The sequence below is a fragment of the Stakelama sediminis genome (assembly GCF_014199335.1).
GTDB classification, from domain to species: Bacteria; Pseudomonadota; Alphaproteobacteria; order Sphingomonadales; family Sphingomonadaceae; genus Sphingomonas; species Sphingomonas sediminis.
Window position 1 is genome coordinate 213,540 of sequence record NZ_JACIJI010000004.1, and the last position, 24,850, is coordinate 238,389.

At 61.8% G+C, this 24,850-nt stretch carries 23 protein-coding genes; 10 read left to right on the forward strand and 13 right to left on the reverse strand.

The genetic code is table 11. From position 1 onward, the window contains the following. Positions 1–55 precede the first annotated feature (55 nt). The 5 genes from FHR23_RS12050 to FHR23_RS12070 all read left to right on the forward strand — a co-directional run bounded on the left by FHR23_RS12050 (position 56) and on the right by FHR23_RS12070 (position 6,186). A complete protein-coding gene (locus tag FHR23_RS12050; RefSeq protein ID WP_184004285.1) occupies positions 56–1,450 on the forward strand; it encodes a DcaP family trimeric outer membrane transporter in 1,395 nt (464 codons plus the stop codon). A gap of 26 nt (positions 1,451–1,476) precedes the next feature. Further along, positions 1,477–3,144, forward strand: coding sequence for an MFS transporter (locus FHR23_RS12055; RefSeq protein ID WP_184004287.1), 1,668 nt, complete (start codon positions 1,477–1,479; stop codon positions 3,142–3,144). A gap of 96 nt (positions 3,145–3,240) precedes the next feature. Continuing rightward, a complete protein-coding gene (locus tag FHR23_RS12060) occupies positions 3,241–3,756 on the forward strand; it encodes a GNAT family N-acetyltransferase (protein WP_184004289.1) in 516 nt (171 codons plus the stop codon). 3 nt (positions 3,757–3,759) lie between these two features. Continuing rightward, positions 3,760–5,646: an AMP-binding protein gene (locus FHR23_RS12065; RefSeq protein WP_184004291.1), complete on the forward strand. Its 1,887-nt coding sequence runs from the start codon at positions 3,760–3,762 to the stop codon at positions 5,644–5,646. An 81-nt stretch (positions 5,647–5,727) separates the two neighbouring features. Then, positions 5,728–6,186, forward strand: a complete 459-nt coding sequence (locus FHR23_RS12070; protein WP_184004293.1) for a hypothetical protein — start codon at positions 5,728–5,730, stop codon at positions 6,184–6,186. Between the two features lie 53 nt (positions 6,187–6,239). Here FHR23_RS12070 and FHR23_RS12075 read toward each other — a convergent pair whose 3' ends face one another. Then, on the reverse strand, positions 6,240–7,409 hold the full coding sequence (locus FHR23_RS12075) for a saccharopine dehydrogenase family protein (RefSeq protein WP_184004296.1): 1,170 nt from the start codon (positions 7,407–7,409) through the stop codon (positions 6,240–6,242). A gap of 33 nt (positions 7,410–7,442) precedes the next feature. Continuing rightward, positions 7,443–9,242 (reverse strand): ABC transporter transmembrane domain-containing protein, encoded by a 1,800-nt coding sequence (locus tag FHR23_RS12080; protein WP_184004298.1) that lies wholly within the window; start codon positions 9,240–9,242, stop codon positions 7,443–7,445. A gap of 138 nt (positions 9,243–9,380) precedes the next feature. On the opposite strand from FHR23_RS12080, the gene FHR23_RS12085 reads away from it, so the two are divergent. Next, positions 9,381–10,613 carry a polyhydroxyalkanoate depolymerase gene (locus FHR23_RS12085; protein ID WP_184004300.1) on the forward strand — a complete coding sequence of 411 codons (1,233 nt, stop codon included), beginning with the start codon at positions 9,381–9,383 and terminating at the stop codon, positions 10,611–10,613. Between the two features lie 102 nt (positions 10,614–10,715). On the opposite strand, the gene FHR23_RS12090 is transcribed toward FHR23_RS12085, so the two are convergent. From FHR23_RS12090 to FHR23_RS12105, 4 genes are all read right to left on the reverse strand, one after another. Then, positions 10,716–11,090, reverse strand: coding sequence for a YkvA family protein (locus FHR23_RS12090; RefSeq protein WP_184004303.1), 375 nt, complete (start codon positions 11,088–11,090; stop codon positions 10,716–10,718). Between the two features lie 85 nt (positions 11,091–11,175). Then, positions 11,176–11,646 (reverse strand): pyridoxamine 5'-phosphate oxidase family protein, encoded by a 471-nt coding sequence (locus FHR23_RS12095; RefSeq protein WP_184004305.1) that lies wholly within the window; start codon positions 11,644–11,646, stop codon positions 11,176–11,178. Between the two features lie 99 nt (positions 11,647–11,745). Next, complete coding sequence (locus FHR23_RS12100) at positions 11,746–12,924, reverse strand: acetyl-CoA C-acyltransferase (protein WP_184004307.1); 1,179 nt, start codon at positions 12,922–12,924, stop codon at positions 11,746–11,748. Between the two features lie 17 nt (positions 12,925–12,941). After that, positions 12,942–13,403: a MaoC family dehydratase gene (locus FHR23_RS12105; RefSeq protein WP_246359856.1), complete on the reverse strand. Its 462-nt coding sequence runs from the start codon at positions 13,401–13,403 to the stop codon at positions 12,942–12,944. A gap of 91 nt (positions 13,404–13,494) precedes the next feature. Between FHR23_RS12105 and putA the strand changes: the two genes are divergently transcribed. Beyond that, positions 13,495–16,539, forward strand: coding sequence for a bifunctional proline dehydrogenase/L-glutamate gamma-semialdehyde dehydrogenase PutA (gene putA, locus FHR23_RS12110; RefSeq protein ID WP_184004309.1), 3,045 nt, complete (start codon positions 13,495–13,497; stop codon positions 16,537–16,539). 47 nt (positions 16,540–16,586) lie between these two features. On the opposite strand, the gene FHR23_RS12115 is transcribed toward putA, so the two are convergent. Then, complete coding sequence (locus tag FHR23_RS12115) at positions 16,587–17,792, reverse strand: mechanosensitive ion channel family protein (RefSeq protein ID WP_184004311.1); 1,206 nt, start codon at positions 17,790–17,792, stop codon at positions 16,587–16,589. A gap of 11 nt (positions 17,793–17,803) precedes the next feature. Beyond that, complete coding sequence (locus FHR23_RS12120) at positions 17,804–18,820, reverse strand: DNA topoisomerase IB (protein ID WP_184004313.1); 1,017 nt, start codon at positions 18,818–18,820, stop codon at positions 17,804–17,806. A gap of 106 nt (positions 18,821–18,926) precedes the next feature. On the opposite strand from FHR23_RS12120, the gene FHR23_RS12125 reads away from it, so the two are divergent. Beyond that, positions 18,927–19,481: a type 1 glutamine amidotransferase domain-containing protein gene (locus FHR23_RS12125; protein WP_184004315.1), complete on the forward strand. Its 555-nt coding sequence runs from the start codon at positions 18,927–18,929 to the stop codon at positions 19,479–19,481. Positions 19,482–19,490: 9 nt separating this feature from the next. On the opposite strand, the gene FHR23_RS12130 is transcribed toward FHR23_RS12125, so the two are convergent. From FHR23_RS12130 to FHR23_RS16780, 3 genes are read right to left on the reverse strand one after another with little or no spacing between them, the layout of a single operon-like run. After that, a complete protein-coding gene (locus tag FHR23_RS12130; RefSeq protein ID WP_184004317.1) occupies positions 19,491–20,591 on the reverse strand; it encodes an acyltransferase family protein in 1,101 nt (366 codons plus the stop codon). Then, positions 20,588–21,952, reverse strand: a complete 1,365-nt coding sequence (locus FHR23_RS12135) for a putative O-glycosylation ligase, exosortase A system-associated (protein WP_184004319.1) — start codon at positions 21,950–21,952, stop codon at positions 20,588–20,590. The genes FHR23_RS12130 and FHR23_RS12135 overlap by 4 nt, the downstream gene beginning before the upstream one ends. Next, positions 21,945–22,247, reverse strand: coding sequence for a hypothetical protein (locus tag FHR23_RS16780; protein ID WP_184004450.1), 303 nt, complete (start codon positions 22,245–22,247; stop codon positions 21,945–21,947). Before FHR23_RS16780 ends, FHR23_RS12135 begins: the two co-directional genes overlap by 8 nt. Here FHR23_RS16780 and FHR23_RS12145 point away from each other — a divergent pair. Further along, a complete protein-coding gene (locus FHR23_RS12145; RefSeq protein WP_184004430.1) occupies positions 22,240–23,481 on the forward strand; it encodes a TIGR04063 family PEP-CTERM/XrtA system glycosyltransferase in 1,242 nt (413 codons plus the stop codon). The two genes, FHR23_RS16780 and FHR23_RS12145, sit on opposite strands and share 8 nt — an antisense overlap. Next, the gene (locus tag FHR23_RS12150) at positions 23,451–24,320 is read left to right on the forward strand and encodes a hypothetical protein (RefSeq protein ID WP_184004321.1); all 870 of its coding nucleotides are present in this window, start codon (positions 23,451–23,453) and stop codon (positions 24,318–24,320) included. The genes FHR23_RS12145 and FHR23_RS12150 overlap by 31 nt, the downstream gene beginning before the upstream one ends. Here the strand turns inward: FHR23_RS12150 and FHR23_RS12155 are convergent. Beyond that, positions 24,317–24,631, reverse strand: a complete 315-nt coding sequence (locus FHR23_RS12155) for a hypothetical protein (RefSeq protein ID WP_184004323.1) — start codon at positions 24,629–24,631, stop codon at positions 24,317–24,319. The genes FHR23_RS12150 and FHR23_RS12155 overlap by 4 nt on opposite strands. Then, on the reverse strand, positions 24,628–24,810 hold the full coding sequence (locus FHR23_RS12160) for a hypothetical protein (RefSeq protein ID WP_425506366.1): 183 nt from the start codon (positions 24,808–24,810) through the stop codon (positions 24,628–24,630). The genes FHR23_RS12155 and FHR23_RS12160 overlap by 4 nt, the downstream gene beginning before the upstream one ends. Between the last annotated feature and the right edge of the window lie 40 nt (positions 24,811–24,850).

Below are 24,850 nucleotides of genomic sequence, written 5' to 3' on the forward strand. Positions count from 1 at the left end.
TGCTGTCGAATAGCCGGACATAGATCCGGCATCGCAACGGGCAGGGAGAGAGAGGATGGCCAAGCTGAAACGAGCCGCTTTGGGATTGTTGCTGAGCGCAAGCGCGCTCGCCGTACCGGAGCTGGCCCATGCGCAGAGCGCGCGGGAGGCGGAACTGGAACAGCGTCTGGAACGACTGGAAGCGCAGATGCAGCAGCTTCGTGCCGACCTGGCCGCTGCGCGTCAGCAACAGGCGCAGACGGATGCAACCGCACAGGCAGCGGTTACGAAAAGCGATGATACCGCGACGAAGGTTGCTGCGATCGAGGCGCAACCGACGCAACCGCAGGGCGATGGCTTCCGGGTCGGCGATACGACGTTCAAGGTCGGTGGATTCATCCGCGTCGTGGCCTCCAACAGTCATTTCGGCGATGGCGAGGTGCCCAACAACACGGTGGGCCGCGATTTCGATCTGGCGCAGGCGGTGCCGGTCGGTGGCGGTGCTCCCTCCAATGTGCAGGACTTCACCGCCAAACAGTCTCGCGCCTGGATTTCGATGTCGACCAGCGTCGGTAGCCATGTCGTCAAAGGGCTGATCGAGGCGGATTTCCAGACGCTGACCGGCAGTCAGCGGACGACCAATCGCTATGATTTCTCGCTACGCCGTGCGTTTCTGCAATTCGACAACTGGCTGATCGGTCAGGAATGGACGACGTTCCAGAATGTCGCGGTCCTGCCTGAAAGCACCGATTTCGTTGGAGTTGCCGGGGGAACGATTTTCGTCCGCCAGCCGATGGTGCGCTATACGGCTGCGCTGGGGCAGGGGATGACGCTGGCGGTAGCGGCGGAAAACCCCGAAAGCGGCACCGCGACGCTGGGCAGTCCGGCGCTCACCGAGAATGGCGACGACCATATCCCCGATTTTACCGCGCGCCTGAATGTCGCAGGCAAGAGCGGAGAGTTCGCACTGGCCGGTATCGCCCGCCAGATCAGCGTGAATGCGGGCGGCGACGGGGTGAACCAGTTCGGCTGGGGCATCAGCGGGTCGGGCAAGCTTTTCCTGAACGCCGCGCATAGTGCCGACCTGCGCTTCATGGCGACCTATGGTTCGGATATCGGCCGCTATGTCGGGTTCAACTTCGCGCCGGACGCGATTTACGATCCCGCTACCGATACGCTTTCCCGTGTAAAGGTGTTCGGCGGCTTTGCGGCCCTTCGCGTACCGGTTGCGGCGAACGTCCGGGTCAATCTGATGGGCGATTACCAGAATGTCGATTACGCCGACGACCTGACCATCGCGAGCATTGGCGGCTATAATCACCGCACCTATTCGGGCGCAGTCAACCTGTTCTACTCGCCGTTCAAAAGCGTCGATCTGGGCGTCGAATATCGCCACCGGGTCCGCACGATCGTGACCGGCGCAACCGGCACGCTCGACCGGATCAGTGTCGCCGGAAAATACACATTCTAGAATGATAACGGGGAAGGAGAGGGAAAATGGCTACTGCCTATGAGGATGTTCCCAAACATCACAAGCCGACCCAGAGCGAGAAGCTGGTCATTACCGCGTCTTCGCTCGGCACGGTGATCGAATGGTATGATTTCTATCTGTACGGCCTGCTAGCCGTTTTCATTTCAAAGGTGTTCTTCGCCGGAGTGAACGAAACCACCGGCTTCATTCTGGCGCTCGGCGCGTTCGCGGCCGGGTTTGCCGTGCGGCCGTTCGGGGCGCTGGTGTTCGGCCGCGTCGGCGATATCGTCGGACGGAAGAACACTTTCCTCGTCACCATGGGGTTGATGGGCCTGTCGACCTTCGCGGTCGGCCTGTTGCCGGGCTATGCCACGATCGGCGTCGCATCGCCGATCATCCTCGTACTGCTGCGCGTGGTGCAGGGGTTGGCGCTGGGCGGCGAATATGGCGGTGCCGCCACCTATGTTGCCGAACATGCGCCCAACAATAAGCGCGGTTTCTACACGAGTTTCATTCAGATCACCGCGACCTTCGGCCTGTTCACCGCGCTGCTGGTGGTGATCGGCATTCGTACCATCATGGGCGAGGACAGTTTCGGCGGCTGGGGCTGGCGTATCCCCTTTCTGCTGTCGTCGCTGCTGCTGGGTGTGTCGATGTGGATCCGGCTTCAGCTCAACGAAAGCCCGGTTTTCCAGAAGATGAAGGATGAAGGCACCACCTCGAAAGCGCCCTTGTCCGAAGCGTTCGGCCGGTGGGGAAATCTGCGCTGGGTGCTGGTGGCGCTGTTCGGTGCGGTCGCCGGTCAGGCGGTGGTCTGGTACACGGGGCAGTTCTACGCGCTGTTCTATCTGGAGAAGATCCTGAAGGTCGACGGCGCGACCGCCAACATCCTGATTGCCATCGCACTGGCGCTGGCCACGCCGTTCTTCGTCATCTTCGGCTGGCTGTCGGACAGGGTGGGGCGCAAGCCCTTCATTCTGGGCGGCTGCGCCCTGGCGGCGCTGACCTACTTTCCCGCCTATCATATGCTCTCGAACGCAGCCAATCCGGCGCTTTCGGCGGCGCAGGCGGCGGCACCCGTCACCGTGACCGCCAATGACAGTGAGTGTTCTTTCCAGTTCGACCCGATCGGCAAGAACAAGTTCGACAGGACGAGCTGCGATATCGCCAAGGCATATCTGGCGAAGAGCGGCATCAACTATACCAATGCCGCAGCGGCGGAAGGGCTTCCCGCCACCGTTGCGATCGGTAGCCGGGTACTGGTCGCGCCGGTTCCTTCCGCCTTGTCGCCGGAAGCACGGGGCGATGCGATCGCGGGTTTCCAGAGCAAGCTGAAGGCGGCGCTGGCCGATGCCGGATATCCGGCCAGAGCGGACCCGGATGCGGTCAACAAGCCGATGGTGATCGCGGTCCTGTTCTACCTCGTGCTGCTGGTCACGATGGTGTACGGTCCGATTGCGGCAATGCTGGTCGAACTGTTCCCCAGCCGTATCCGCTATACCTCCATGTCGCTGCCCTATCATATCGGCAACGGCTGGTTCGGCGGCTTCCTGCCGACCACGGCTTTCGCGATGGTCGCTGCCACCGGCAACATCTATTACGGCCTGTGGTATCCCGTGCTGGTAGCGGCCGCGACAGTGGTGATCGGCCTGTTGTTCCTGCCCGAAACGTTTCGGAGGAATATCGACGACTGATTATTTTGATCCCGACGGCATCGTGTTTTGCACTGGATCAAAGCACGATGCCGTCCAACCCACGATAGCGGCCAGTGACGACAATCGGAGGCAGTCATGACCACCACCACGAACCAACTTGAAACCCGCTCGGGCGTCGCGCTGAACGTTCGTCCCGCCACCGAACAGGATGAGACGATGCTCTCCACCCTGTTCGATCAGGTCAGCGATGATGACCGGCGTTTCCGTTTCCTGTCCGCTGCTGAGCATATCAGCCACACGCAACTCGATCCGCTGATCCATGCCGACCATTTTACCAGCGAGAGTTTTCTGGCGTTCGACGCTGCCACCGATGAACTGGTGGCATCCGCGCTGCTCGCCTGCGACAAGGATATGGATACCGGCGAAATCGCGGTGTCGATCCGCAAGGATTATCGTGGCAAGGGCGTCGGCTGGGCCTTGCTCGACATGCTCGGCAGCGAAGCGGAACGGCGTGGTGTGCGCCGGGTGATCTCAATCGAAAGTCGCGAAAACCATGCCGCGATCGAACTGGAGCGGGAAAAGGGTTTCACGCCTGAACCGGTCGACGGCGATCCGACGCTGGTCGTTCTTTCCAAAAACTTTCGGGAGTAAGGCGTGCGCGAGGCATATCAGCGAAGCTGGCAGGCGAGCATCGACGATCCGCAGGGATTCTGGCTGGACGCCGCAAAAGCGGTGGACTGGTTCGATGCTCCTGAAAGCGCCTATTCCGAAAAGGCGGGATGGTTTCCGGGTGCCTCGCTCAACACCTGTTACAATTGCGTTGATCGCCACGTTGCCGCGGGGCGCGGCGATGGGGTTGCGTTGATTTACGATAGCCCGGTGACGGACACGACCCGGTCCTGGAGCTATGCGCAATTGCTCGAAGAGGTCGGTCGGGTGGCGGCTATGCTGGCGCGGCTCGGCGTGGAGAAGGGGGACCGCATCGTCCTCTATATGCCGATGGTCCCCGAAACGCTGTTTGCCATGCTGGCCTGCGCGCGGCTGGGTGCCGTTCATTCGGTGGTCTTCGGCGGTTTCGCGCCGCATGAGCTTGCCAAGCGGATCGATGACGCTGCGCCGAAACTGGTGCTGACCGCGTCCTGCGGGATCGAGGGCAGCCGTACCATCGCCTATAAGCCGATGGTCGATCAGGCGCTGAAGCTTGCCAGCCATGCGGTCGCTCATGTCGTGTTGCTACAGCGCGACCGCCTGATGGCCGATATCAACGCACCGCGCGATATCGACTGGGCGGCATTGCGTGAGGACACGGCAGGCGATTCCCTGCCGGATTGCGCACCCGTGGCGTCCGACGATCCACTCTATATTCTCTACACGTCCGGCACGACCGGTACGCCCAAGGGCGTGGTGCGCGAAAATGGCGGCCATGCCGTCGCGCTCGCCTGGTCGATGGCGAATATCTACGGCATCGGCGCGGGCGATGTATTCTGGGCGGCGTCCGATGTCGGCTGGGTCGTCGGCCACAGCTATATCGTCTATGCGCCGCTACTGGTCGGTGCGACCACCATCCTGTTCGAAGGAAAGCCGATCGGCACCCCCGATGCAGGTACTTTCTGGCGTACCATCGCCCGGCATGCGGTGAAGATATTCTTCACCGCCCCGACCGCGATCCGCGCGGTGCGCAAGGAGGATAGCGAGGCGGCTTTTATGAAGGAAACGGGGACGGGTCCGCTTCAGGCGATCTTCCTTGCGGGCGAACGTGCCGACCCGGATACCATCGCCTGGCTGGAGGAAAAGAGCGGCCTGCCGGTGATCGATCACTGGTGGCAGACGGAGCTTGGCTGGCCCGCCATCGCGACCTGCTTCGCGATGGGCGATACCCGACGCAGGCCGGGAAGTGCCGGCTTTCCCGTTCCCGGCTGGAACTTCGCCGTGCTGGGCGATGACGGCAGAGTTCTGGGCGCAGAGCAGAGCGGCAATATCGCGATCCGCGAACCCCTGCCGCCCGGTGCTTTTCGCGCGCTGTGGAATAATCCGGAACGCTATGCCAAAAGCTTTTCGGGCTTTCCCGGCTATTATGAAACAGGCGACGCCGGACATTTCGACAGCGACGGTTTCCTGCACATCATGGGGCGCACCGACGACATCATAAACGTTGCCGGGCACCGTTTGTCGACGGGTCAGATGGAGCAGATCGTCGCACAGGTGCCGGGTGTTGCCGAGTGCGCGGTGATCGGCGCGGACGATCCGGTAAAGGGCATGGTGCCGCTCGCCTTCATCGTTCCGCGAGCCGATATATCCGATGCTTCAGCATTGGCCGCGGCTGCCATCGCCGCCGTGCGTGCCGAACTGGGTGCCGTGGCCGCGCTGCGTAAAGCCTATGTCGTGGCGCAGCTTCCCAAGACGCGATCGGGCAAGATCCTGCGCGCCCTGTTGCGGACCATCGCCAACGGCAAGGACTATACTATTCCGGCGACGATAGAAGATCCTGCCGCGGCCGATGTGATTGCCGGAGCAATTGCTTCGGAAAGCACGCCGGCCTGACTGGTTCGGACAGACCGTTCCCCCCTTTCCCCAATTGGGCCTGATCGTGTATTAAAACGATGCAATAGGAAGAGGAAACCAATGAAAAGCGCGATTATAACGGGCTTCGCCGGTGTGTGGGCTATCGCGATTCCATCGCTTGCTCTTGCGCAATCGGGGGGTGGCGGGACCGGCCCGGGAATGCCGGTACTGGTGGGAGAAAGCCGTTCCGTCGACTTCAATGAAAAGACGATGGACGAACGCGCGCGCGATGCCGCCGAACGCGACGCTTTGCAGAAGCAGCAGAAAGGCAAGGACGAGGCGAGAAGCCTCCGCGCACGCCCTGCCAGGTTGAAAGATCTGGTCGAGGGAGCGAAGATTTTCGACAAGAAAGGAGTCGAAATCGGCACGATTCAGTCAGTGGACGGTAACAGTGCGGTCGTCGCCAGCGGCGACAGCGTGGTCGCCGTGCCCGCCGACGCCTTCGGGAAAAATCGCAACGGGCTGATGCTGGCGATGACCAAGGCGCAGTTCGACAAGCTGGTCGCCGGCGCGCAGTAAAACCAGTCCGGTTATGGACGCCGTTCCCGAACGGGAACCGGCGTCCAGCATGGCTATTCGACGCGGAAGGTCAGCCCCGCATTGGCCTCCAGCCGTTTTCTCAGCGGTTCGGCCATCAGTCCGCCCGCCGTCCAGATGCCGCCGGTTTTCGGCGCTTCGTGGATCAGGCAAAGCGCGCTTTCCGCAATCATCTTGCTGGTCGAGCCATAGCCGGGATCGCGGTCTCCCGTCACCGTTGCCGTCAGGCGTTCGCCATCGGGCATTTCGGCGATGAACAGCAGTTCGTAAAAGCCGGTTTCGCGTTCTTCTTTGCTCGGGCCTTCGCCCGGTTTCGGGCCGTCCTCACCGCCGATCGGGTTCATCTTCGCAATGGCCTCGGCCGCGGCCTTGCCCATTTCGCCCAGTCCCGGTGCGATCATCATCTCGTCATACACGAAATCGGTGCCATAGGGCTGACCGGCGAGGAAGTTCGAGCGGTGCACGTTCTTGGTGTTGATCGTCGCCATGACGAAGGGTGCGACCCAGGCTTCGACCGCCGGATCATATTCCGGCAGCAACCCCTTGGGCTGCTCCGGGCCGGTAAATCCGGGGGTCAGGGCAAAGGGATCGAGCAGCAGCTTGACCAGCGACGGGTTGCGCGCCGCCGCCGCCATGGTTGCCTTTGCGCTGGCCGCCGTGCCGCCGGAAAATGTGCCCTTCATCGCCTTGATGCGGCCTTTGACGCGCGGGGCAGGGCGACCGAATTTCGCAATTGCCGCCTGTTCGACGGTCCAGACGCCAAGGTCGAAGGGGATCGAGTCGAACCCGCAGGAAAAGACGATCCGCGCGCCGCTTTGCTCTGCCGCCGCCTGATGCCGGTCGATCATATCGCGCATCCAGTTGGGTTCGCCGCACAGATCGACATAGCCGGTGCCTTCCATGACACAGGCGGCGACGAGATCGGAGCCGTATAGCTGATACGGGCCGACGGTACTCAGCACGACCTGCGTTTTCGCCGCCATCGCACGTAAGGAGGCGGGGTCGTCCGCATTGGCCGTCATCAGCGGCGTATCGGCAGGCGCGCCGATTGCATCGCGTACCGTCTGCAACTTGCTGAGCGAACGGCCCGCCATCGCCCAGCGTGCGGTACCCGCCGGACGATGGTTCAGATATTCGGCGACCAGCCGCCCGGTATAGCCGGTGGCGCCATAGACGATGATGTCGAATTCTCGCGTATCTGCCATTGGTCCTCTCCCGACCGTTCGCGTGTTTCGCGGTTATCCCGCTTCCTGAAATTGCAGGCTGGCGAGCCGCGCGTAAAGCCCCCCATGCGATGCCAGTTCGGCATGGGTGCCGGTTTCCACAATCTTGCCTTCATCCATCACCACGATCCGCTTCGCCGCGCGCACGGTGGCAAGGCGATGGGCGATGACCAGTGTGGTGCGGTTGAGCATCAGATGGTCGAGCGCGTCCTGCACCAGCTTCTCGCTTTCGGCATCGAGCGCGCTGGTTGCCTCGTCGAGCAGCAGAATGGGGGAGTCGCGCAGCAGCGCACGCGCAATTGCGACGCGTTGCCGCTGCCCGCCCGACAGCCGCGCGCCGCCTTCGCCCAGATAGGTGTCGAGTCCTTCGGGTAACTCACGCAGGAAGGTTGCAGCATTGGCGGCCTCGGCTGCCTGCCACAGCGCTTCGTCGGAGGCATCCCATTTGCCGTAGCGCAGATTGTCGCGGGCAGAGGCGGCAAAAATCACCGTTTCCTGCGGCACGATGGCGATGCGCGAACGGATGTCCGCCGGATCGGCCTGCTCGACGCGCACGCCATCGACACTGACACTGCCATATTGCGGGTCGTAGAAGCGCTGAATGAGCTGGAACAGCGTCGATTTTCCGGCACCCGACGGCCCGACCACGGCGACGGTCTCGCCCGGCGTTATCTCCAGTGAGAAATCATGCAGCGCCGCGACTTCGGGGCGGGTGGGGTAATGAAAGGTCACATGGTCGAACGCGATACTGCCCTGCGGCGGTTGCGGCAGGGCAACCGGATTTGCGGGCGGCGCGATGTCCGGCTCCTGCGCCAGCAATTCGGCCATGCGGCTGGCCGCACCCGATGCCCGCAGCAGGTCGCCATACACCTCGATCAGTGCGCCGAACGATCCGGTGACCAGCCCGGCGGTAATGACGAAGGCGGTAATCGCCCCGCCGGTAATCTGGCCCGCAGCGACGCCATGCACCGCATCCCACATGATCAGCGTAATCGCGCCGAACAACAGGCCGATGACCAGCGCCGTCATCACCGCGCGCAGGCCGAAGCGGCGCTTCGAGGTCTGGAAGGCGCTTTCGACGGCGATGGAGAAGCGCTCGCCCTCGCGCCTTTCCTGTCCGAACGCCTGCACGATCTTCATCGCACCCAGTGTTTCCGACACGATCGCGCCGATATCGGCAATGCGATCCTGCGTCGAACGCGACAATTTCCGTACCCGGCCGCCCAGCCACATGATCGGCAGGACGACCACCGGAATGCCGACGATCAGGAAGGTCGCAATGCGCGGGGCCAGCACGAACAGATAGACCACGCCACCCACGCCGATCAGGAAGTTGCGCAGCGCGATCGAGATGGTGCTGCCCACCACCTGTTCGACGACGGCGGTGTCGGACGTCAGGCGAGAGGCGATTTCGGAAGGGCGGTTCTCCTCGAACCAGCGCGGCGGCAGGCGCAGCAGGTTGCGGTGCACATCCATGCGCATATCGGCGGTGGTACGCTCGGCAAGCCAGCTCACGAAGTAAAAGCGTCCCGCAGTCGCCAGTGCGAGCACCAGCACCACAACCAGCAGCCCCCGGAAATAGGGCGCGATGCTGGCCGGATCGCTGCCCGCTGCAAAGCCGTTATCCACCACCAGACGAAAGGTATAAGGTACGGAAAGCGTCGCTATCGCCGCCACAAAAAGCGAAAACAGCGCCGCGGCCAGTCGTCCCTTATACCGGGCTGTGTAGCGCCAGACGATTCGCAGATTGCTGAGCTTGCGGTCGGGCGGGGTTTTGGTTTCGGATGCGGGCGGGTTCGGGGCAGGGTCGGCCATATCCACCCGTTAACCCGAACCGTGGCAGGAAGAAAGCGTTGAGGCGTTCGCCGCAGCCGGTGTTGCACTGCATCATGGGAATGCGGTACAGCGAATCTCCGTTTGCCCTTTTCGAAAGGGCGGTACGAAAAGGGTTCGATGCTTTATAACGCGTATGAAATGCAGCGGTCGATGCTGGCGGGTGCCAGCGCCATGGCCAATTTCGGTGCCGGGCTGCTCAACAATCCCGCCAATCCCTTTGCCTATTTCGGCGGCGGGCCGGTCGTCGCCTCTGCCTTGGAAGTGTTCGCCCATGCCGCTGAGCCGCGCGGAAAGCCGGAATTCGGCCTGAATGAGACCGAAATCGACGGCAAGACGATTGCGGTGCATGAGGAGATTCTGGCGCGTAAACCCTTCGGGCAGTTGAAGCATTTCGTGCGTGAAGGGGTGAAGGGCGGGCCCAAGCTGCTGATTGTCGCCCCCATGTCGGGCCATTATGCGACTCTGTTGCGCGGTACGGTCGCGCGGATGCTGCCCTTTGCCGATGTCTATATCACCGACTGGCGCGATGCGAAGATGGTGCCGATCGCCGAAGGGCGCTTCGACCTGGACGATTATGTCGATTATGTCATTGATTTTCTGGAAGTGATCGGCAAGCGGCCGGGCGATGCCCGCCCCAATGTGCTGGCGGTGTGCCAGCCTTCGGTGCCGGTCTATGCCGCCGCTGCGGTCATGGGTGGGGACAAGCATCCGAACCGCCCGCGTACGATGACGCTGATGGGCGGTCCCGTCGATACGCGGGAGGCGCCGACCGCGGTCAATCTGCTGGCGACCGAGCGGCCGCTTACCTGGTTCAAGCAGAATGTCATCGCCACCGTCCCGATGACCTATGCCGGTGCGGGACGGCAGGTTTATCCCGGCTTCCTGCAGCTTGCGGGCTTCATGTCGATGAACCTCGGCAGCCATCTGATGAGCCATTGGGAGATGTTCAAGCATCTGGTGCAGGGGGATGAGGAAAGCGCGGATGCGACGCGCTCCTTCTACGACGAATATCGCTCGGTCTGCGACATGACAGCCGAATTCTATCTCCAGACCATCGAAGTGGTGTTTCAGGAACATGCGCTGCCCCGCGGCGAGATGCGCCATCGCGACAAGATCGTCGATCCCGGCGCGATCGCCGACACCGCGATCCTGGCGATCGAGGGGGAGCGCGACGATATTTCCGGGCTGGGCCAGACCAAAGCGGCGCTGACGCTGGCGACCGGCCTGCCGGAAAAGGACAAGAAATATTATATGGTCGAAGGCGCGGGCCATTACGGCATCTTCAACGGTTCCAAATGGCGCAACCGCGTCGCTCCGATCCTCGAACAATGGATCACCGATCACGCCTGAAACAGCGGCCCGGCGATCCGAAGTCGCGTTTTGGCAACTGGATTGCTTTCCCGGGGCAAAGCCGGGGCGCGGTAACGGCAGGCTAGACCGGGTTCCGGTACATCAATCCCAACGCATCCGGATGAAGCCCCAGATCATCCAGATGATCAGCGCCCAGATGGCGAGCACGATGACCAGCCCCAGCCAGGAATAGGGGCGGCGGCTGGCGCGTTCGGCCTCTGCGCGATGCTCGGCGAACTGGGCAGCGGGGATCATCCGCTCGAACAGCCACACGCCTGCCGGGATCAGCACCGCATCGTCAAGCAACCCTAATACGGGAATAAAATCGGGGATCAGGTCGATCGGCGACAGCGCATAGGCGGCGATCAGCACGCCAAGCAGCCGGGCCGCCAGCGGTGTACGCGGGTCGCGTACCGCCAGCCATACGGCATGTGCCTCCACCCGGACGCGATGTGCAAGACTTGGTCCCTTCGCCATGGCGCGAGCATTCGCCCGCCGCCCGGGCGCGGTCAAGCACTGATCGCAGCCAGACGTCGCTATGTCCAATGGATCAGCTTAACGTTCAAAGCGCCGTTTCGGTGTGCCGTCCCATTTCATCACCGCGCATGGTCCGGCCGGTGAGCATGTTAAAAACGCCCTTGATCGAGGCATCCGCTTGCCAGATTTCCGCATCATCCAGATCGAAACGAAGCATCATCATATCCGGATCGTCGCGGCCGCCATCGAACCATGCTTCCACGGCATTCGACCAGTGTTTGTCGATTACGGTGGAATCGGTTTCCTGCGTCAGCGTGCCGGAGATGCAGGCGAACAGCCCATGGCCCTTGGCGGAGAAATGGGCCATGGCGGGGCCGCCACCGGCCAGACGGTTGCGCTTGCTGGTGTAGAACCAGAAAGCACTGTCAGCGTCCTTGTCGAGTTGTGCGGTCATCGGTTCCGATGGCGCTGACTTATCGGTCAGCCCGATCATCAGAAACGGACTGTCGGCGAGCGCTTTCCACATATGGGTGCGGATTTCGGACGTGTCGGTCATGTCAGAACTCTCCTGTGTGCTGGACGATGTCCTGAAACAACAAACGGGCGCGGCGGAATGTCCCGCCACGCCCGCTTTGCGTCCGATTTTCGGCAGCGCTTACAGCACTTCGAACAGACCCGCAGCGCCCATGCCGCCGCCGATACACATCGTTACGACGACATATTTTGCGCCGCGCCGCTTGCCCTCGATCAGCGCGTGGCCGGTCATGCGTGCGCCCGACATGCCATAGGGGTGACCGATCGAGATCGCGCCGCCATTGACGTTCATCAGTTCGTTCGGAATGCCCAGCTTGTCCTGACAATAAAGCACCTGCACCGCGAATGCTTCATTGAGTTCCCACAGGCCGATATCTTCCATTTTCAGGTTGAACCGGTCGAGCAGCTTCGGAATGGCAAATACCGGGCCGATGCCCATCTCGTCGGGCTTGGTACCCGCTACCGCCATGCCGACATAGCGACCCAGCGGATGCAGCCCGCGCTTTTCAGCGACCTTTTCTTCCATCAGTACGCTGGCCGAAGAGCCGTCGGACAACTGGCTGGCATTGCCCGCCGTGATCGTCTTGTCCGGCCCCATGACCGGCGGCAGCCCCTGAAGCCCTTCCAGCGTGGTCGAGGGGCGATTGCCCTCATCCTTTGCCAGCGTGACTTCCTTCTGGCTGACTTCCTTGGTTTCCTTGTCCATCACGTTCATCGTGGCGGTGACGGGGATGATTTCGTCGTCGAACTTCCCGGCTTCCTGTGCGGCTGCGGTACGCTGCTGCGACTGAAGCGCATATTCGTCCATCCGCTCGCGGCTGATGCCATAGCGGGCGGCTACCACCTCAGCGGTCTGCAGCATCGGCATATAGGTGTCGTTGTGGATCGCGATCAGTTCCTTATCGGGCGTCACGCGCATTTCGGGCGTCTGCACCTGACTGATCGATTCGACGCCGCCGCCGATGGCGATGTCCATATTGTCGACCATGATCTCCTTTGCCGCCGTGGCGATCGCCATCAGGCCGGATGCGCATTGCCGGTCCACCGACATGCCGGCGACCGAGGTGGGCAGACCGGCACGAAGCAAGGCAAGGCGCGCGACGTTCGGTGCCTGCTGCCCCTGTTGCAGGGCTGCGCCGAACACCACGTCATCGACTTCCGATCCTTCGATCTTCGCGCGTTTGACTGCTTCGACGATGGATTTCGACGCCAGCGTGGGCGCGGGCATGGCATTGAATGCGCCGCGATAGGCACGGCCTATGGCGGTGCGGGCGGTGGATACGATAACGGCGGAACGCATGAATATTCTCTCCTGATTCAGACGAAATACTGGCTGATCCATTCGGCGATCAGCGCGGGTTTTTCTTCACCTTCGATCTCAACCGTGAAATCGTCGGTTCGTTGCCACTGGCCGGGACGTTTTTCGGTCAGTTCCTTCATCGTGAAATGGCCGCGCACGCGCTTTCCCGACCGCACCGGCGCGATAAAGCGCAGGCTGTTACAGCCATAATTGACCGCCATCCTGAGTCCCTCGATCGACGGTGCTTGGGTCTTCGATGCCAGAACCGGCATTAGCGACAGCGTCAGAAATCCGTGCGCGATCGTGCCGCCAAAGGGTGTGGCACTGGCCGCTTGCGGGTCGATATGGATGAACTGGCGATCGCCGGTGGCGTCGGCGAACCGGTCGATCATTTCCTGCGTGACCGTAACCCATTGTGAAACCTGCGTGGTTTCCGTGCGTTGGGCCAGTTCGCTCATGGTGATTGACGTCACTACCATTTCCCTTGCGCAACTTTTGTCCTAGCGCTGGGATTCCATAGGCGCGGCGATCGCAATCCTGCAAGCCCCAGCCCCGACCGAAGATAGGAATATGACCACAGACGTAGCGTCCGCGGCCCGCAATACCATGCAAAAACTGTACAGGGCCCCCGAACCGCAGCTTCTAAAACCGATGATCGAGCATGCTCGACTCGATACCGATTCGCGCAAGCGGGTCGAATCAGAAGCCCGTGATCTGATCGCCCAAATTCGTGCTGCCCAGCACAAGGGCTGGGTCAACCAGTTCCTGCAGGAATATCAGCTCAGTTCTTCCGAGGGGCTGGCGCTAATGACGCTGGCGGAGGCGTATCTGCGCGTGCCCGATGCGGCGACGGCGGACATGCTGATCTCCGACAAGCTGGGCGAGGCGGACTGGCGCAGGCATTCGGGCAAGTCGAACTCAAAGCTGGTGAACTCCGCGACTTGGGGGCTGACCTTCAGCCGTGCCCTGGTCGGGGAAGGCGAAACCGGTCCGCTCAAGCGGCTGGTTTCCCGCATGGGGGAGCCGTTTGTGCGTCAGGGCGTCGGTGCCGCCATGCGGCTGATGGGCGAGGTGTTCGTCATGGGGCGCACCATCGACGAAGCTATGAAGCGGATGAAAAAGCCAGAAAACAAAGGCTTTACTGCAAGTTTTGATATGCTGGGTGAGGCGGCGCGCACGAAGAAGGACGCCGAGGAATTTTTCGAGGCTTATTGGCGCGCGATCAAGGCCGTTGCCCGCGAACCCAGCGCCAACCACACCATCTCGATCAAGCTCTCTGCGCTGCATCCACGCTATGAAGTTTCCCAATATGACAAGTGCGTACCGGAGATGATTGATCTTCTGTCGCAACTCTGTTCGGAAGCGGCATCGCATAATATCGCGGTGACGATCGACGCTGAGGAGGCCGACCGACTCGACATGAGCCTCGACATTATCGGCGCGGTCGCGAAACGCCCCGAATTGAGGGGCTGGGATCGCTACGGTCTTGCCGTACAGGCCTATGGTAAGCGCGCGCGTGCCGTGATCGCCTGGGCCAATGCGCTTGACCGGCTGATGAATGTCCGTCTGGTCAAGGGCGCCTATTGGGATACCGAGATCAAGCGGACTCAGGTCGACGGGCTGAGCAACTATCCGGTGTTCACGCGCAAGGCGTCGACCGATGTCTGTTATCTGGCCTGTGCCAAGGACATGCTGAGCGCGGACAATATCCGGCCGGCCTTCGCCACCCATAATGCGCTGACCACCGCCACCATTCTGGAATGGGCACGCGATGCGCATGGCGATGACTGGCGCGAATTCGAATTTCAGCGTCTGCACGGCATGGGTGAGGGCCTGTACGAAAAACTGGTACGCGAGGACGGGTATCATTGCCGCATTTACGCGCCGGTCGGCGGGCATCGCGAACTGCTCGCCTATCTGGTCCGCCGCTTGCTGGAAAACGGCGCCAATTCAAGCTTCGTGCATCAGCTTGCCGATAACGATCTGAATGATTCCGATCTGCTGGCCGATCCGGTCGAAAAGGTAGCGTCGGTTGGCGGTACCCGCCTGCCCGAAATCCCGTTGCCCAAGGATATCATGAAGGACTGGCGCAACAGTTCGGGGATCGATCTGACGGATCGCGAAACACTCATGGCGACGGCGGAGGCGGTCAATGCCGTTCCCTTCACACCGGAGGGTACGGATTCGGTTCATGCCGATCCGCATCATCCCAGCGGCCGCAGCATGGCATCGCTCGATGCGGCCCGGACCTCCGACGACGATGTGCACAGTGCGATTACCAGCGCGCAGGCAGCCTATCCCGCATGGGATTCGCGTCCCGTGGAGGAACGTGCGGCGATCATGGAACGCTATGCCGACCTGATCGAGGAAAACCGCATCGAACTGATGGGGCTGATCGTCAAGGAAGCATTCCGGTCCATTCCCGACGCGCTGGGCGAAATCCGCGAAGCCGCCGATTTCTGCCGCTATTATGCCCATCGCGCCCGGTGCGACATGGCATTGAAGGAACTGCCCGGACCAACGGGCGAATATAACGCCATGAAGCTGGAAGGGCGCGGTACCTGGGCGACGATCGCGCCGTGGAATTTCCCGCTGGCGATTTTCGTCGGTCAGAATGCTGCGGCACTGGTGACCGGCAATACCGTTGTCGCCAAGCCTGCGCCGCAGACGCCAGCCATCGCCCGGCGGGTGGTCGAGATCGGGCACCAAGCCGGTATTCCAGAAGATGCGTTCAAACTGGTGATCGGCGGTGCAGATGTCGGTGCCGAACTGACCGGCGACAATCGTATCGGCGGTGTCGCATTTACCGGATCGACCAATACGGCGCGGCGTATCGCTTCAACCCTGCTGATCGATGAAGAGCGTCCGATTATTCCTTTCATTGCCGAAACCGGCGGCATCAATGCGATGATCGTCGATTCCACCGCCTTGCCGGAACAGGTGGCTGCCGATGTGCTGACCAGTTCGTTTCGTTCGGCGGGACAGCGCTGTTCGGCGCTGCGCCTGCTGATCATTCAGGAGGATGTGGCCGACAGCATGATCGAAATGCTGTCGGGTGCGATGGACGTGCTGTCGATGGGCGATCCGGGCGATCCGTCCACCGATGTCGGCCCGGTGATCGACCGCGATGCCTATGACAAGCTGATGTCCTATCGTGAGACCATGCGTCCGCGCTGGATCAAGACGATAGAGCCGCCCGAAGAAGGGCTGTTCGTCCCGCCGACAATGATCGGTCTCGATTCCATCGACGACCTGACCCGCGAATGGTTCGGTCCGCTGCTTCACGTCACGACGTGGAAAGCCGGAAAGTTCAAGGAAACCATCGAACAGATCAATGCCAAAGGGTTCGGCCTGACCATGGGGCTGCACAGTCGTATGCAGCGGTCGGCCGATGTGATGCGGCATCTGGGCCGGGTCGGCAATCTCTACGTCAACCGGTCGATGATCGGTGCCGTCGTCGGGTCGCAGCCGTTCGGCGGCGAAGGACTGTCGGGTACCGGCCCGAAAGCCGGTGGCCCGCATTATCTGGCACGCTTCTGTGCGGAACGCGCAGTGTCGATCGACACCACGAGTGCCGGCGGCAATGCCAGCCTGCTCAACCTCGATAGGGGTTGAGGCTATCGGCGCGGGGGCATGTGTCCTACGGCCCCCGCGCCGATAGATCAGTTGCCCTGTTCGGGCAGATGGTCGGGATCGACGCCGACTACCGGTTGCACCTTGGGATAGGGATAGATCATCCGTCCGTCCGGCGCGGCGGTGAAGGTCGTCTGCGTCGGATAGGCGATATCGATACCGTCGCCGTTGAACTTCTTCAAAATGGCTATCCCGATCGCCGTGCGCGCGGCATAGAACGTCGCATAGTCGGGGCCATCGGTATCGAAGATAACTTCGAAATCCAGGCTTGAATCGCCGAAGCCGGTAAAGCCGGAGCGAATGAAGATCGCACCATGCGCTTCGACGATTTCCTTCAGCATGTCCGGAATGCGTTCACACATATCGGGATCGGTCTGATAGGTGACGCCGATGGCGAAATTGCCGCGCCGGTGATTGCGCAGCGTGTTGTTGCTGATCTCCTTGTCGAGCAGGTTTCGGTTCGAAATGATCCGCTCATCGCCGTCAAAAGAACGCACGCGCGTCGATTTCAATCCGATCTGTTCAATCGACCCGGAGGTCCCGTCATAGGCGATGCTGTCGCCCTTGCGGAACGGCTTGTCGAAGATGATCGACAGGGCAGCGAACAGGTCGGCGAAAATGCCCTGCGCGGCAAGGCCGATGGCGATGCCGCCCACGCCCAGACCGGCGACCACGCCGGTAACGTTGACGCCCAGATTGTCGAGCACCACGATCAGTGCGATGGAGAACAGGGCAAGCGTCACCAGCAGGCGGATAATGCCCATTGCGCTGGTCAGCGTCTCGCCATGGAAATCATCGACCTGCGTGCGATATTCGACAAAGCCCAGAATGACTTCGCGGGCCCACATGGCGGCCTGGAACACAGCGGCGATGGTGAACAGGAAGGTGATGGTGTGCGCCACGACCTCCGGTGGGTCGGCATAGCCGGAGACCAGTTTGGCCGCGACCATGATGATGAAGAAATTGCCGGTCTTACCAACCGTTTTTCCGAGGATCTTGCTCCAGCCGGTAATATCGGTCGATTTGCGGCACAGCCGGATGGCCCAGCCGCGGATGGCGTGCAGAATGCCGACAATGATGGCCGCGATGACCACGGCGATCAGGATCTGCAGCCAGTGCTCCTGAAGCCATCCACTGGCCTGAGTCAGCCCGTCATGAAACTGACGATTCAGGTCGGCCGTGTTGAGGTGATGTTTGGGTGTCGCGGCTTTCGCCGCATTGTTTGTGACTTGCATGGGGCTCCCTGTCAGGCTGCCTTGGCCGGGCCGCCGGTCAGAGCGGCATCTTCGGCCATCAGAAATTCGATGAGCGCGCGTTCGCACGCACTGAGATGTCGGGTGGAACGGGGCAGGCGCAGATTTTCGCGAAACCGCTCCTGTCCCTGTTTGCAAAGGTCGATCAGCGCGGGGTGGACATAGGATTTGCGCGCCACGGCGGGCGTATTGCCCAGTGCATCGACGACCGGTTCCAGCATCGCCTTCAGCGTCAGATCGTCATTGCAACCCGACAGTGCCTCGAACGCCAGCACGCTGGCACCCCAGGTGCGGAAATGCTTTGCGGAAAATGCTTCACCCATTGCGGCGTGGATATAGTCATTAACGTCGGTGGAAGTCACGGGGTGGCTTTTTCCGTTTGCATCCAGATAGTGAAACAGATGCTGTCCCGGCAAATCCTGACAGCGTTTGATAAAGCGGCTCAGCGATCCGTCGGTGACACGCATGACGCGCTCCTTACCTGACTTCGCGCGATATTTCAGCCGCAGTGTATTGCCGGTGACCTTACCATGCCGTTTGCGCAGCGTGGTTGCGCCGAAGCTCTTGTTCGCTCGCGCATAGCCTTCATTACCGACGCGAACATGGCCGAGATCGAGCAGGCGGATAACGGCGGCAACCGCGCGTTCGCGGCAGAGGTCGTGTCTGCGCAAATCGGCGGCAACCTGTTTGCGTAGTGCAGGCAGACGCTCGCCGAAATCGATCATCCGCTCATATTTTTCCGACTCGCGCGCCTCGCGGAAATCGGGGTGATAGCGATATTGCTTGCGCCCCGCCTCGTCATAGCCCGTTGCCTGAATATGACCGCGCGGGTCGGGGCAAAACCATGCGTCGCGATAGGCGGGCGGCAGGGCAATGGCGTTCAGGCGGTCGATTTCCTGCCGGTCGGTGATCCGTTTGCCCTGCGCGTCGCGGTAGCTCCAGCCCTTGCCGGATTTCCTGCGGGTGATCCCCGGTTGGCTGTCATCGCAATAGCGGATGGCGGTCGTCATGAATTTTCTTTCGACGCGATGAATGCGCAGTTCGCCGCTTCGTTCCGGAACAACTGCCCGCAATCGCCGGTTTTACGGACGAACCCCGAAAAACAGGAGGAGCCTTATGGCCGATTTATCCACCCGTCGCGTTCTGATCCTCGCCACCAACCAGTTTGAGGAAAGCGAGCTTTTCAAGCCGCGTCAGGCATTGCTCGATGCAGGCGCAGAGGTCGAGCTTGCCTCGATCGACACCGATCCGATTCAGGGCGTCGTGCATGACGAAGAGGATGGCGAGCAGATTACGCCCGATATGACGCTCGATGAGGTCGATACCCATCGCTATCACGCACTCGTCATTCCCGGCGGTGTCGCCAATCCCGATACGATGCGCCTGCAAAAACGTGCCATCGCCATCGTGCGCGAATTCATGGAAGAGGGAAAAACCGTTGCCTCAATCTGCCATGGCCCGTGGCTGCTGGTCGAAGCCGATGTCGTAAAGGGCAAGCGGATGACGAGCTGGCCCTCGGTCCGTACCGACCTGCGTAATGCCGGGGCAGAGGTGGTGGACGAGGAAGTGGTGGTCGACGGCAACCTGATCACCAGCCGCAACCCCGACGATCTGCCCGCATTCAACGATGCTCTGCTGAAGGCACTCGACAAGGTGCCGGAAGCTGCCTGATCTTTGGTGTCAGGGGCGGAGCGCGGTGGCGCGCTTCGCCTCTGGTACAAAGGGCAGGGGTCTGCGGTTGATCCAGCGCTGTGCCGGACGCTCGACGCCGTGATATAGTGCTGCCGAGGCGACCAGCACCATCGCCAGGAATAGTGCGATCAGCGACCAGGAAACCGCCATCGCATCGCTGACGAACACCAGCTTGAACGCAAACCACAGCAGGAAGTGACCGAGATAGGTCGCATAGCTGATCTCACCCAGATAGTGCAGCGGTGCGACTTCTAATATATTGCCGCGCATTCCGCAGGTCAGCGCCAGCACCAGTAGCAGCGCCGCGAAGGCCACCGGGACGGCGATCAGTTCAGACAGCATCCCGGTGGCAAAGCCTGCCCCCGCCAGCAGAACGACCGCCGCCGCGCCGATGCTGGCTGGCCATGGCGTGTCGCGCCAGCGCAGCCACAGGGCGCACACTGCCGTGCCGCCGGTAAATTCGAACAGGCACCGGATCAGCCCGAAATGCGCGATGTCGCTGCCCAGCGTGGTCGCGCCGTTCAGCGACAGGATCGTTGCCAGCAACAGCAGCAGTGCGGCAATCGCGGCGACCACGACCGCACTCGGCAGCCTGCGCCAGTCGATGGCAAGCGCCAGCAATGGAAACAACAGATAGGCCGCCATTTCGGCGGAAATCGACCAGGCAGGGTCGTTCCAGGTCAGCCGGTCGGTAAATCCCCAGTTTTGCAGCAGCAGATAATGCAGCGGCAGCTCCGCGAACGGGAACATCACCGGATCGTGCCGCCCGGTTGCCGCGAGCGCGAGCACCAGCAGCACCCCGCCGGTCAGCACGAACAGATGCAATGGCCAGATACGTGCGATCCGGCGCTTGAGAAACTCCGGCACCGCCATCAGGCCACCGTCGCGAATGCGGTCGGCATAGGTCATCCAGATTACGAACCCGGACAGCAGGAAAAAGAAATCGACCGCCAGATAGCCCTTGGCAAAGATATGCAGCGCGGGTTCCGGCAATCCCGCGATCGAACGGCGGATATGGTAGAGTACGACGAACCAGGCGGCGATCCCGCGCACGCTGGTGAGCGCCCTCAGCTCGGGACGCCGGCTCATGCCGGAAGTGCCTCGGCTGCGTCCGGCTTGTTCCGCCGCACCGGCCGCCACTCCAGCTCCTTGCGTTTGCGCGCGATATAGGTGTCCAGCCCGATCTGGGTGCCCATCAGCATGAAGATGAAGGGCTGGAACGCGATGGCGATAAACGCCGCGCCGAGCAGATAGATCAGATGCGCGTGCTGAAGCGCGGTCGCGAGCGGGCTGATCCATTCATCGCCCGGTTCAGGGTGCTTGTAGCGTCGTCGCAGCACCTCCATGCGGAACAGTCCGGCGAAACTGATGAGCAGCCACATCGCCAGTCCCGGATAGCCCTGTTCGCCCAGCATTTCGAAATAGGCACTGTGATAGGCGCGGCCATGGTCGGACGTGTCCGTCTGATCGACGGCAACATCGTCGCCATGCCCCTGCACCTTGGTCAGGTCGATGTGCAGGCGATTTTGCAGATAGGCGTTGAATCCGCCGCCCATCGGATGCTTTTCGACATAACCGATGGTCCATGCCCATACCGCCAGCCGGGTCGAGGCGCTCTGGTCGGACTGATAGGTCTTGATCGTCTCCATCCGCTTGGTGAAGGTGCCGGGCAGCAGTGGCACGGCCACCGCCGCCATCGCCGCCAGGCCGCCGAGATAGAGGAACTTGCGTTTCGTACTGCGCAGCATCAGCACCGCCAGCAGCACGATGCACAACAGGCCCGTACGCGTCGACGTCCCTACCGGGATCAGCAGGCAGGCAAAGATCAGCGCATAGCAATAGCTCTTCATCTTCCAGTCGGGGCGAAAGATCGTGCCGTGCTTCGTAAACCACAGGATCAGCGGGATGATCGCGATGGCGACGGTGGAAATCGTGCTGCCTTCGTACAGGCCGCTATTGTTCGTCACCATCAGGTTGAGTTCGCCATAGCCGCCGCCCGACAGGATTGTCTTGATACCGCCGGTAATGATGATCGACCCCGCCGACACGATCATGAAGGCAAGCAGCCCCTCCATCCGCAACCGGGTGCGCAGGGTCAGCGGCAGGAAGATTGCAAAGGCCAGCGCCTTCCACACCCAGTCCCATTTATCCAGCGCGGCAATCGGAAAATCGGCGTTTTTAGTCGTCCACCAGCAATAGACGAGCAGCAATGCCATCAGAAACTGGCGCGGGGCGATGCGCGTGTCGCGCTTGTCGTCGAACATCATCCAGCCGCCGACCGTCAAGGCCGCCGCGATCAGCGAGATCGGCACCGAATTGAGCAGCAGATAGGTCAGGCGCTGCGGCGAGACGATGTCGATATAGACATAGGCCAGCACGAACAGGAACGGCCTGCGAAAGCCGCTGGCAAACAACAAGAGCAGAAACAGGATAAAGGCATAATCACGCACGCGGACGCCTCCATCCGCGCGGCGCCGCGGGTTCGTCGTCCGATTTCGCCGATTTGTTGTCGCGTATGCGGGTTTCGGGGGTTTCCTGATCCAGATCGCGACGGAAAAGCAGCCGCCATATGATCAGCAGCAGCAGGGCATGCGTCAGGCCAAGCGCGAAATTGTCGATCATCGGCCTTTGTTGAACCTCTGCCATCATGCGGGGAGCGACCCCGCCACCGGCATACCTGTTATCGGCATCAGGTTGACGCGGCGTTAAACACTTGTGTGGCAGGGACGCAAATGTGATGCGCATTCTTCACATTCTCGACCATGGTCTGCCGCTGCACAGCGGTTATACCTTCCGCACCCGCGCGATCCTGAAATCGCAGCAGGCAAAGGGGTGGCAGGTCGCCGCCGTCACCGGCGCGCGGCAGGGTATCTTCAATGCCTCCCGCGAAACGTTCGACGGTATCGATTTCTATCGCACCACGCCGCCGCGCGGCCTGCCCACGCCACTGGCTGAATGGGCGGAGGTCGGCGCGTTTGCGAAACGCATCGATCAGGTGGTGGAGCAGTTTCGCCCGCACATTCTGCACGCCCATTCGCCGGTGCTGGACGCGATGGCGGCGCGACGCGTGGCGCGACGACGCAAACTGCCGCTGCTCTATGAAATTCGTGCCTTCTGGGAGGATGCCGCGGTCGGAAACGGCACGGGTACGGAAGGATCGGCACGCTATCGCCTGATTCGCGCGCTGGAAACCCGCGCGGTGAAACAGGCGGATGCCGTCGCGGTAATCTGCGAAGGGCTGAAGCAGGATCTGGTCGCGCGCGGCGTCGATGGCGACAAGATCATGATATCGCCCAACGGAGTCGATCTGACGCTGTTCGGGGAACCGCCTGCCTATGATCACGCGCTGGCAGCATCCCTGGGGATCGAAAATGCCGATATTATCGGCTTTATCGGCAGTTTTTACGATTATGAGGGGCTGGACGACCTGATCGCGGCGATGCCGCTGCTGGTGGCGCAGCGCCCGAAACTCCACCTGCTGCTCGTCGGCGGCGGGCCGATGGATGCGCAACTGCGCCAGCAGGCTGCCGAATCGCCAGTGGCTGCACATATCCATTTCATCGGTCGCGTCCCCCATGCGGAGGTCGAGCGCTATTACAGCCTGATCGATGTGCTGGTGTATCCGCGCAAGTCGATGCGGCTGACCGATCTGGTCACGCCGCTCAAGCCGCTGGAGGCGATGGCGCAGAACCGGCTGGTTGCAGCGTCGAATGTCGGCGGTCATCGCGAACTGATTCGCGACGGCGATACCGGCACCCTGTTCGCGCCCGACGACCCGCAGGCGCTTGCCGATGCCGTGAGCACCCTGTTCGCGGATCGTGCCGGTTGGGAAGCGCGGCGTCAGCGTGCTCGTGCTTTTGTCGAGGCGGAGCGTAACTGGTCGTCAAATATTTCGTGCTACCAACCTGTGTACGAACGATTGATTCATGCCACCGAAATGGACCCATTATGGACGCGTACCAATCCAGTTTCCGCCTGAAGGCCGTTTCCGGGCCGGCTCTTGCCGTGGTGAGCGGCATCGTCGCCGCTGCTGCGCTGCTGGCGATTCCCCGCGCGATGGTTGAGCGCGCGATCATGGCAAGCGGGCTTCCCGCCGTGCTTCCTGCCGCGGCACCGCCCCTGGGCATGACCGCGCGTATCGCGCTGGCCGTGATTGCGGGGCTGGTCGTTGCAGGGGCTTTTCTCGGTGCGACCGCGCTCCTTTCGGGCATGCGGCGCGGCAAAGCGGAAAAAGATGACTCGATGCCGACGATTCGCCGGGCGGATGCTCATCCCGACGCGCCGCCACGTGCGCCGCTGCGTGCCGCCACTGACCTAGCGGCGAGTGCTGAGGACGCGGTGGAGGAGCCGAAATTCGTCGCAGAGCCCGCATCCGAGGCGGAAGCGGTGGAGGAGTCGGTTATGGAAGCTATAGAGGAACGGTCGCTACCCCACGATCTCGATCAGCCGCTATCGGCATATGATCCTCAGGCGATCCCCGAAATGCCGGTTCCGTCTGCCGAACCGGTGCGACCGCTGGCCAGACACACGGACCGCCCGCGTTTCGAAGCGCATGAGCGCATCGAAACCTTCGAACTGACCCCGACGGTGCGCCCGCCGCAACCGGAACCGGACATCCGGTCCCGGCGCGACCGGATGACGGCCCCGGAAACCGAGGCGACGATCCATGCGCTGCTCGAACGGCTGGAACGCGGCGTAGCGCGTCGCGGCCTTCGCCCGCGTTCCGTCACGGCTCCGTCACAGCCTATGGATGTATCCGCACCCAAGGGGCTGAACGAGACACTGGAGAGTCTGCGCAAGCTGGCCGTCAACAGCTAGCGCTCCTCGACCGTCAGGGCTTCCAGACGGACGACCAGGCCGTCGGCCTGCTCTGCCGCTGATTTCACCGTCAGGTCGGCGACCAGATGGCCGGACAGCGGCAGGTTCGTTTCGGGCAGCGCCGCCAGCCAGTCGCGCGTTTGTTTCGTGTCAGCCAGCGTGATTTCAAACCAGTGCCGTGCGCCGGTAAAGGTTGCACTGGCCCATCGCCTCCAGCCACTGTCCAGTGTCTGCATCGGGCATCCATCTGCCTTTGCGGCTCTGCACAGGGCGCGTTCGAGCAGCGTCGCGGCATCGGGTCCGCGGCTCATTGTGCCTCTCCTGCATGGCCGTCGGCAAGAAACCGTTCGATACGCGCTACCATCTTCGCACGCGGTTCCCGGCCATTACGCATATCGAGCACTAGCCTGGGATCGTGCGCTACCAACCGCCCGAATTTAGTCACCGGCATGTCGGTTTCGCGCAAATACCGTTCGATCTTCCAGAGCACCGCCAAAATTATTCTCCCCGTTGAGTTGGTGACGATGTTC

Excerpts from the sequence above, each read along its gene's own strand:
- FHR23_RS12120 (WP_184004313.1), bottom strand. The coding sequence starts at position 18,820 with ATGACGACCGCCATCCGCTATTGCGATGACAGCCAACCGGGGATCACC.
- FHR23_RS12095 (WP_184004305.1), bottom strand. The coding sequence starts at position 11,646 with ATGACCGACACGTCCGAAATCCGCACCCATATGTGGAAAGCGCTCGCC.
- FHR23_RS12145 (WP_184004430.1), top strand. The coding sequence starts at position 22,240 with ATGCGCATTCTTCACATTCTCGACCATGGTCTGCCGCTGCACAGCGGT.
- FHR23_RS12075 (WP_184004296.1), bottom strand. The coding sequence starts at position 7,409 with ATGGCAGATACGCGAGAATTCGACATCATCGTCTATGGCGCCACCGGC.
- FHR23_RS16780 (WP_184004450.1), bottom strand. The coding sequence starts at position 22,247 with ATGCGCATCACATTTGCGTCCCTGCCACACAAGTGTTTAACGCCGCGT.
- FHR23_RS12150 (WP_184004321.1), top strand. The coding sequence starts at position 23,451 with ATGGACGCGTACCAATCCAGTTTCCGCCTGAAGGCCGTTTCCGGGCCG.
- FHR23_RS12080 (WP_184004298.1), bottom strand. The coding sequence starts at position 9,242 with ATGGCCGACCCTGCCCCGAACCCGCCCGCATCCGAAACCAAAACCCCG.
- FHR23_RS12130 (WP_184004317.1), bottom strand. The coding sequence starts at position 20,591 with ATGAGCCGGCGTCCCGAGCTGAGGGCGCTCACCAGCGTGCGCGGGATC.
- FHR23_RS12050 (WP_184004285.1), top strand. The coding sequence starts at position 56 with ATGGCCAAGCTGAAACGAGCCGCTTTGGGATTGTTGCTGAGCGCAAGC.
- FHR23_RS12105 (WP_246359856.1), bottom strand. The coding sequence starts at position 13,403 with ATGGTAGTGACGTCAATCACCATGAGCGAACTGGCCCAACGCACGGAA.
- FHR23_RS12090 (WP_184004303.1), bottom strand. The coding sequence starts at position 11,090 with ATGGCGAAGGGACCAAGTCTTGCACATCGCGTCCGGGTGGAGGCACAT.
- FHR23_RS12155 (WP_184004323.1), bottom strand. The coding sequence starts at position 24,631 with ATGAGCCGCGGACCCGATGCCGCGACGCTGCTCGAACGCGCCCTGTGC.
- FHR23_RS12060 (WP_184004289.1), top strand. The coding sequence starts at position 3,241 with ATGACCACCACCACGAACCAACTTGAAACCCGCTCGGGCGTCGCGCTG.
- FHR23_RS12055 (WP_184004287.1), top strand. The coding sequence starts at position 1,477 with ATGGCTACTGCCTATGAGGATGTTCCCAAACATCACAAGCCGACCCAG.
- FHR23_RS12125 (WP_184004315.1), top strand. The coding sequence starts at position 18,927 with ATGGCCGATTTATCCACCCGTCGCGTTCTGATCCTCGCCACCAACCAG.
- FHR23_RS12115 (WP_184004311.1), bottom strand. The coding sequence starts at position 17,792 with ATGCAAGTCACAAACAATGCGGCGAAAGCCGCGACACCCAAACATCAC.
- FHR23_RS12085 (WP_184004300.1), top strand. The coding sequence starts at position 9,381 with ATGCTTTATAACGCGTATGAAATGCAGCGGTCGATGCTGGCGGGTGCC.
- FHR23_RS12070 (WP_184004293.1), top strand. The coding sequence starts at position 5,728 with ATGAAAAGCGCGATTATAACGGGCTTCGCCGGTGTGTGGGCTATCGCG.
- putA (WP_184004309.1), top strand. The coding sequence starts at position 13,495 with ATGACCACAGACGTAGCGTCCGCGGCCCGCAATACCATGCAAAAACTG.
- FHR23_RS12100 (WP_184004307.1), bottom strand. The coding sequence starts at position 12,924 with ATGCGTTCCGCCGTTATCGTATCCACCGCCCGCACCGCCATAGGCCGT.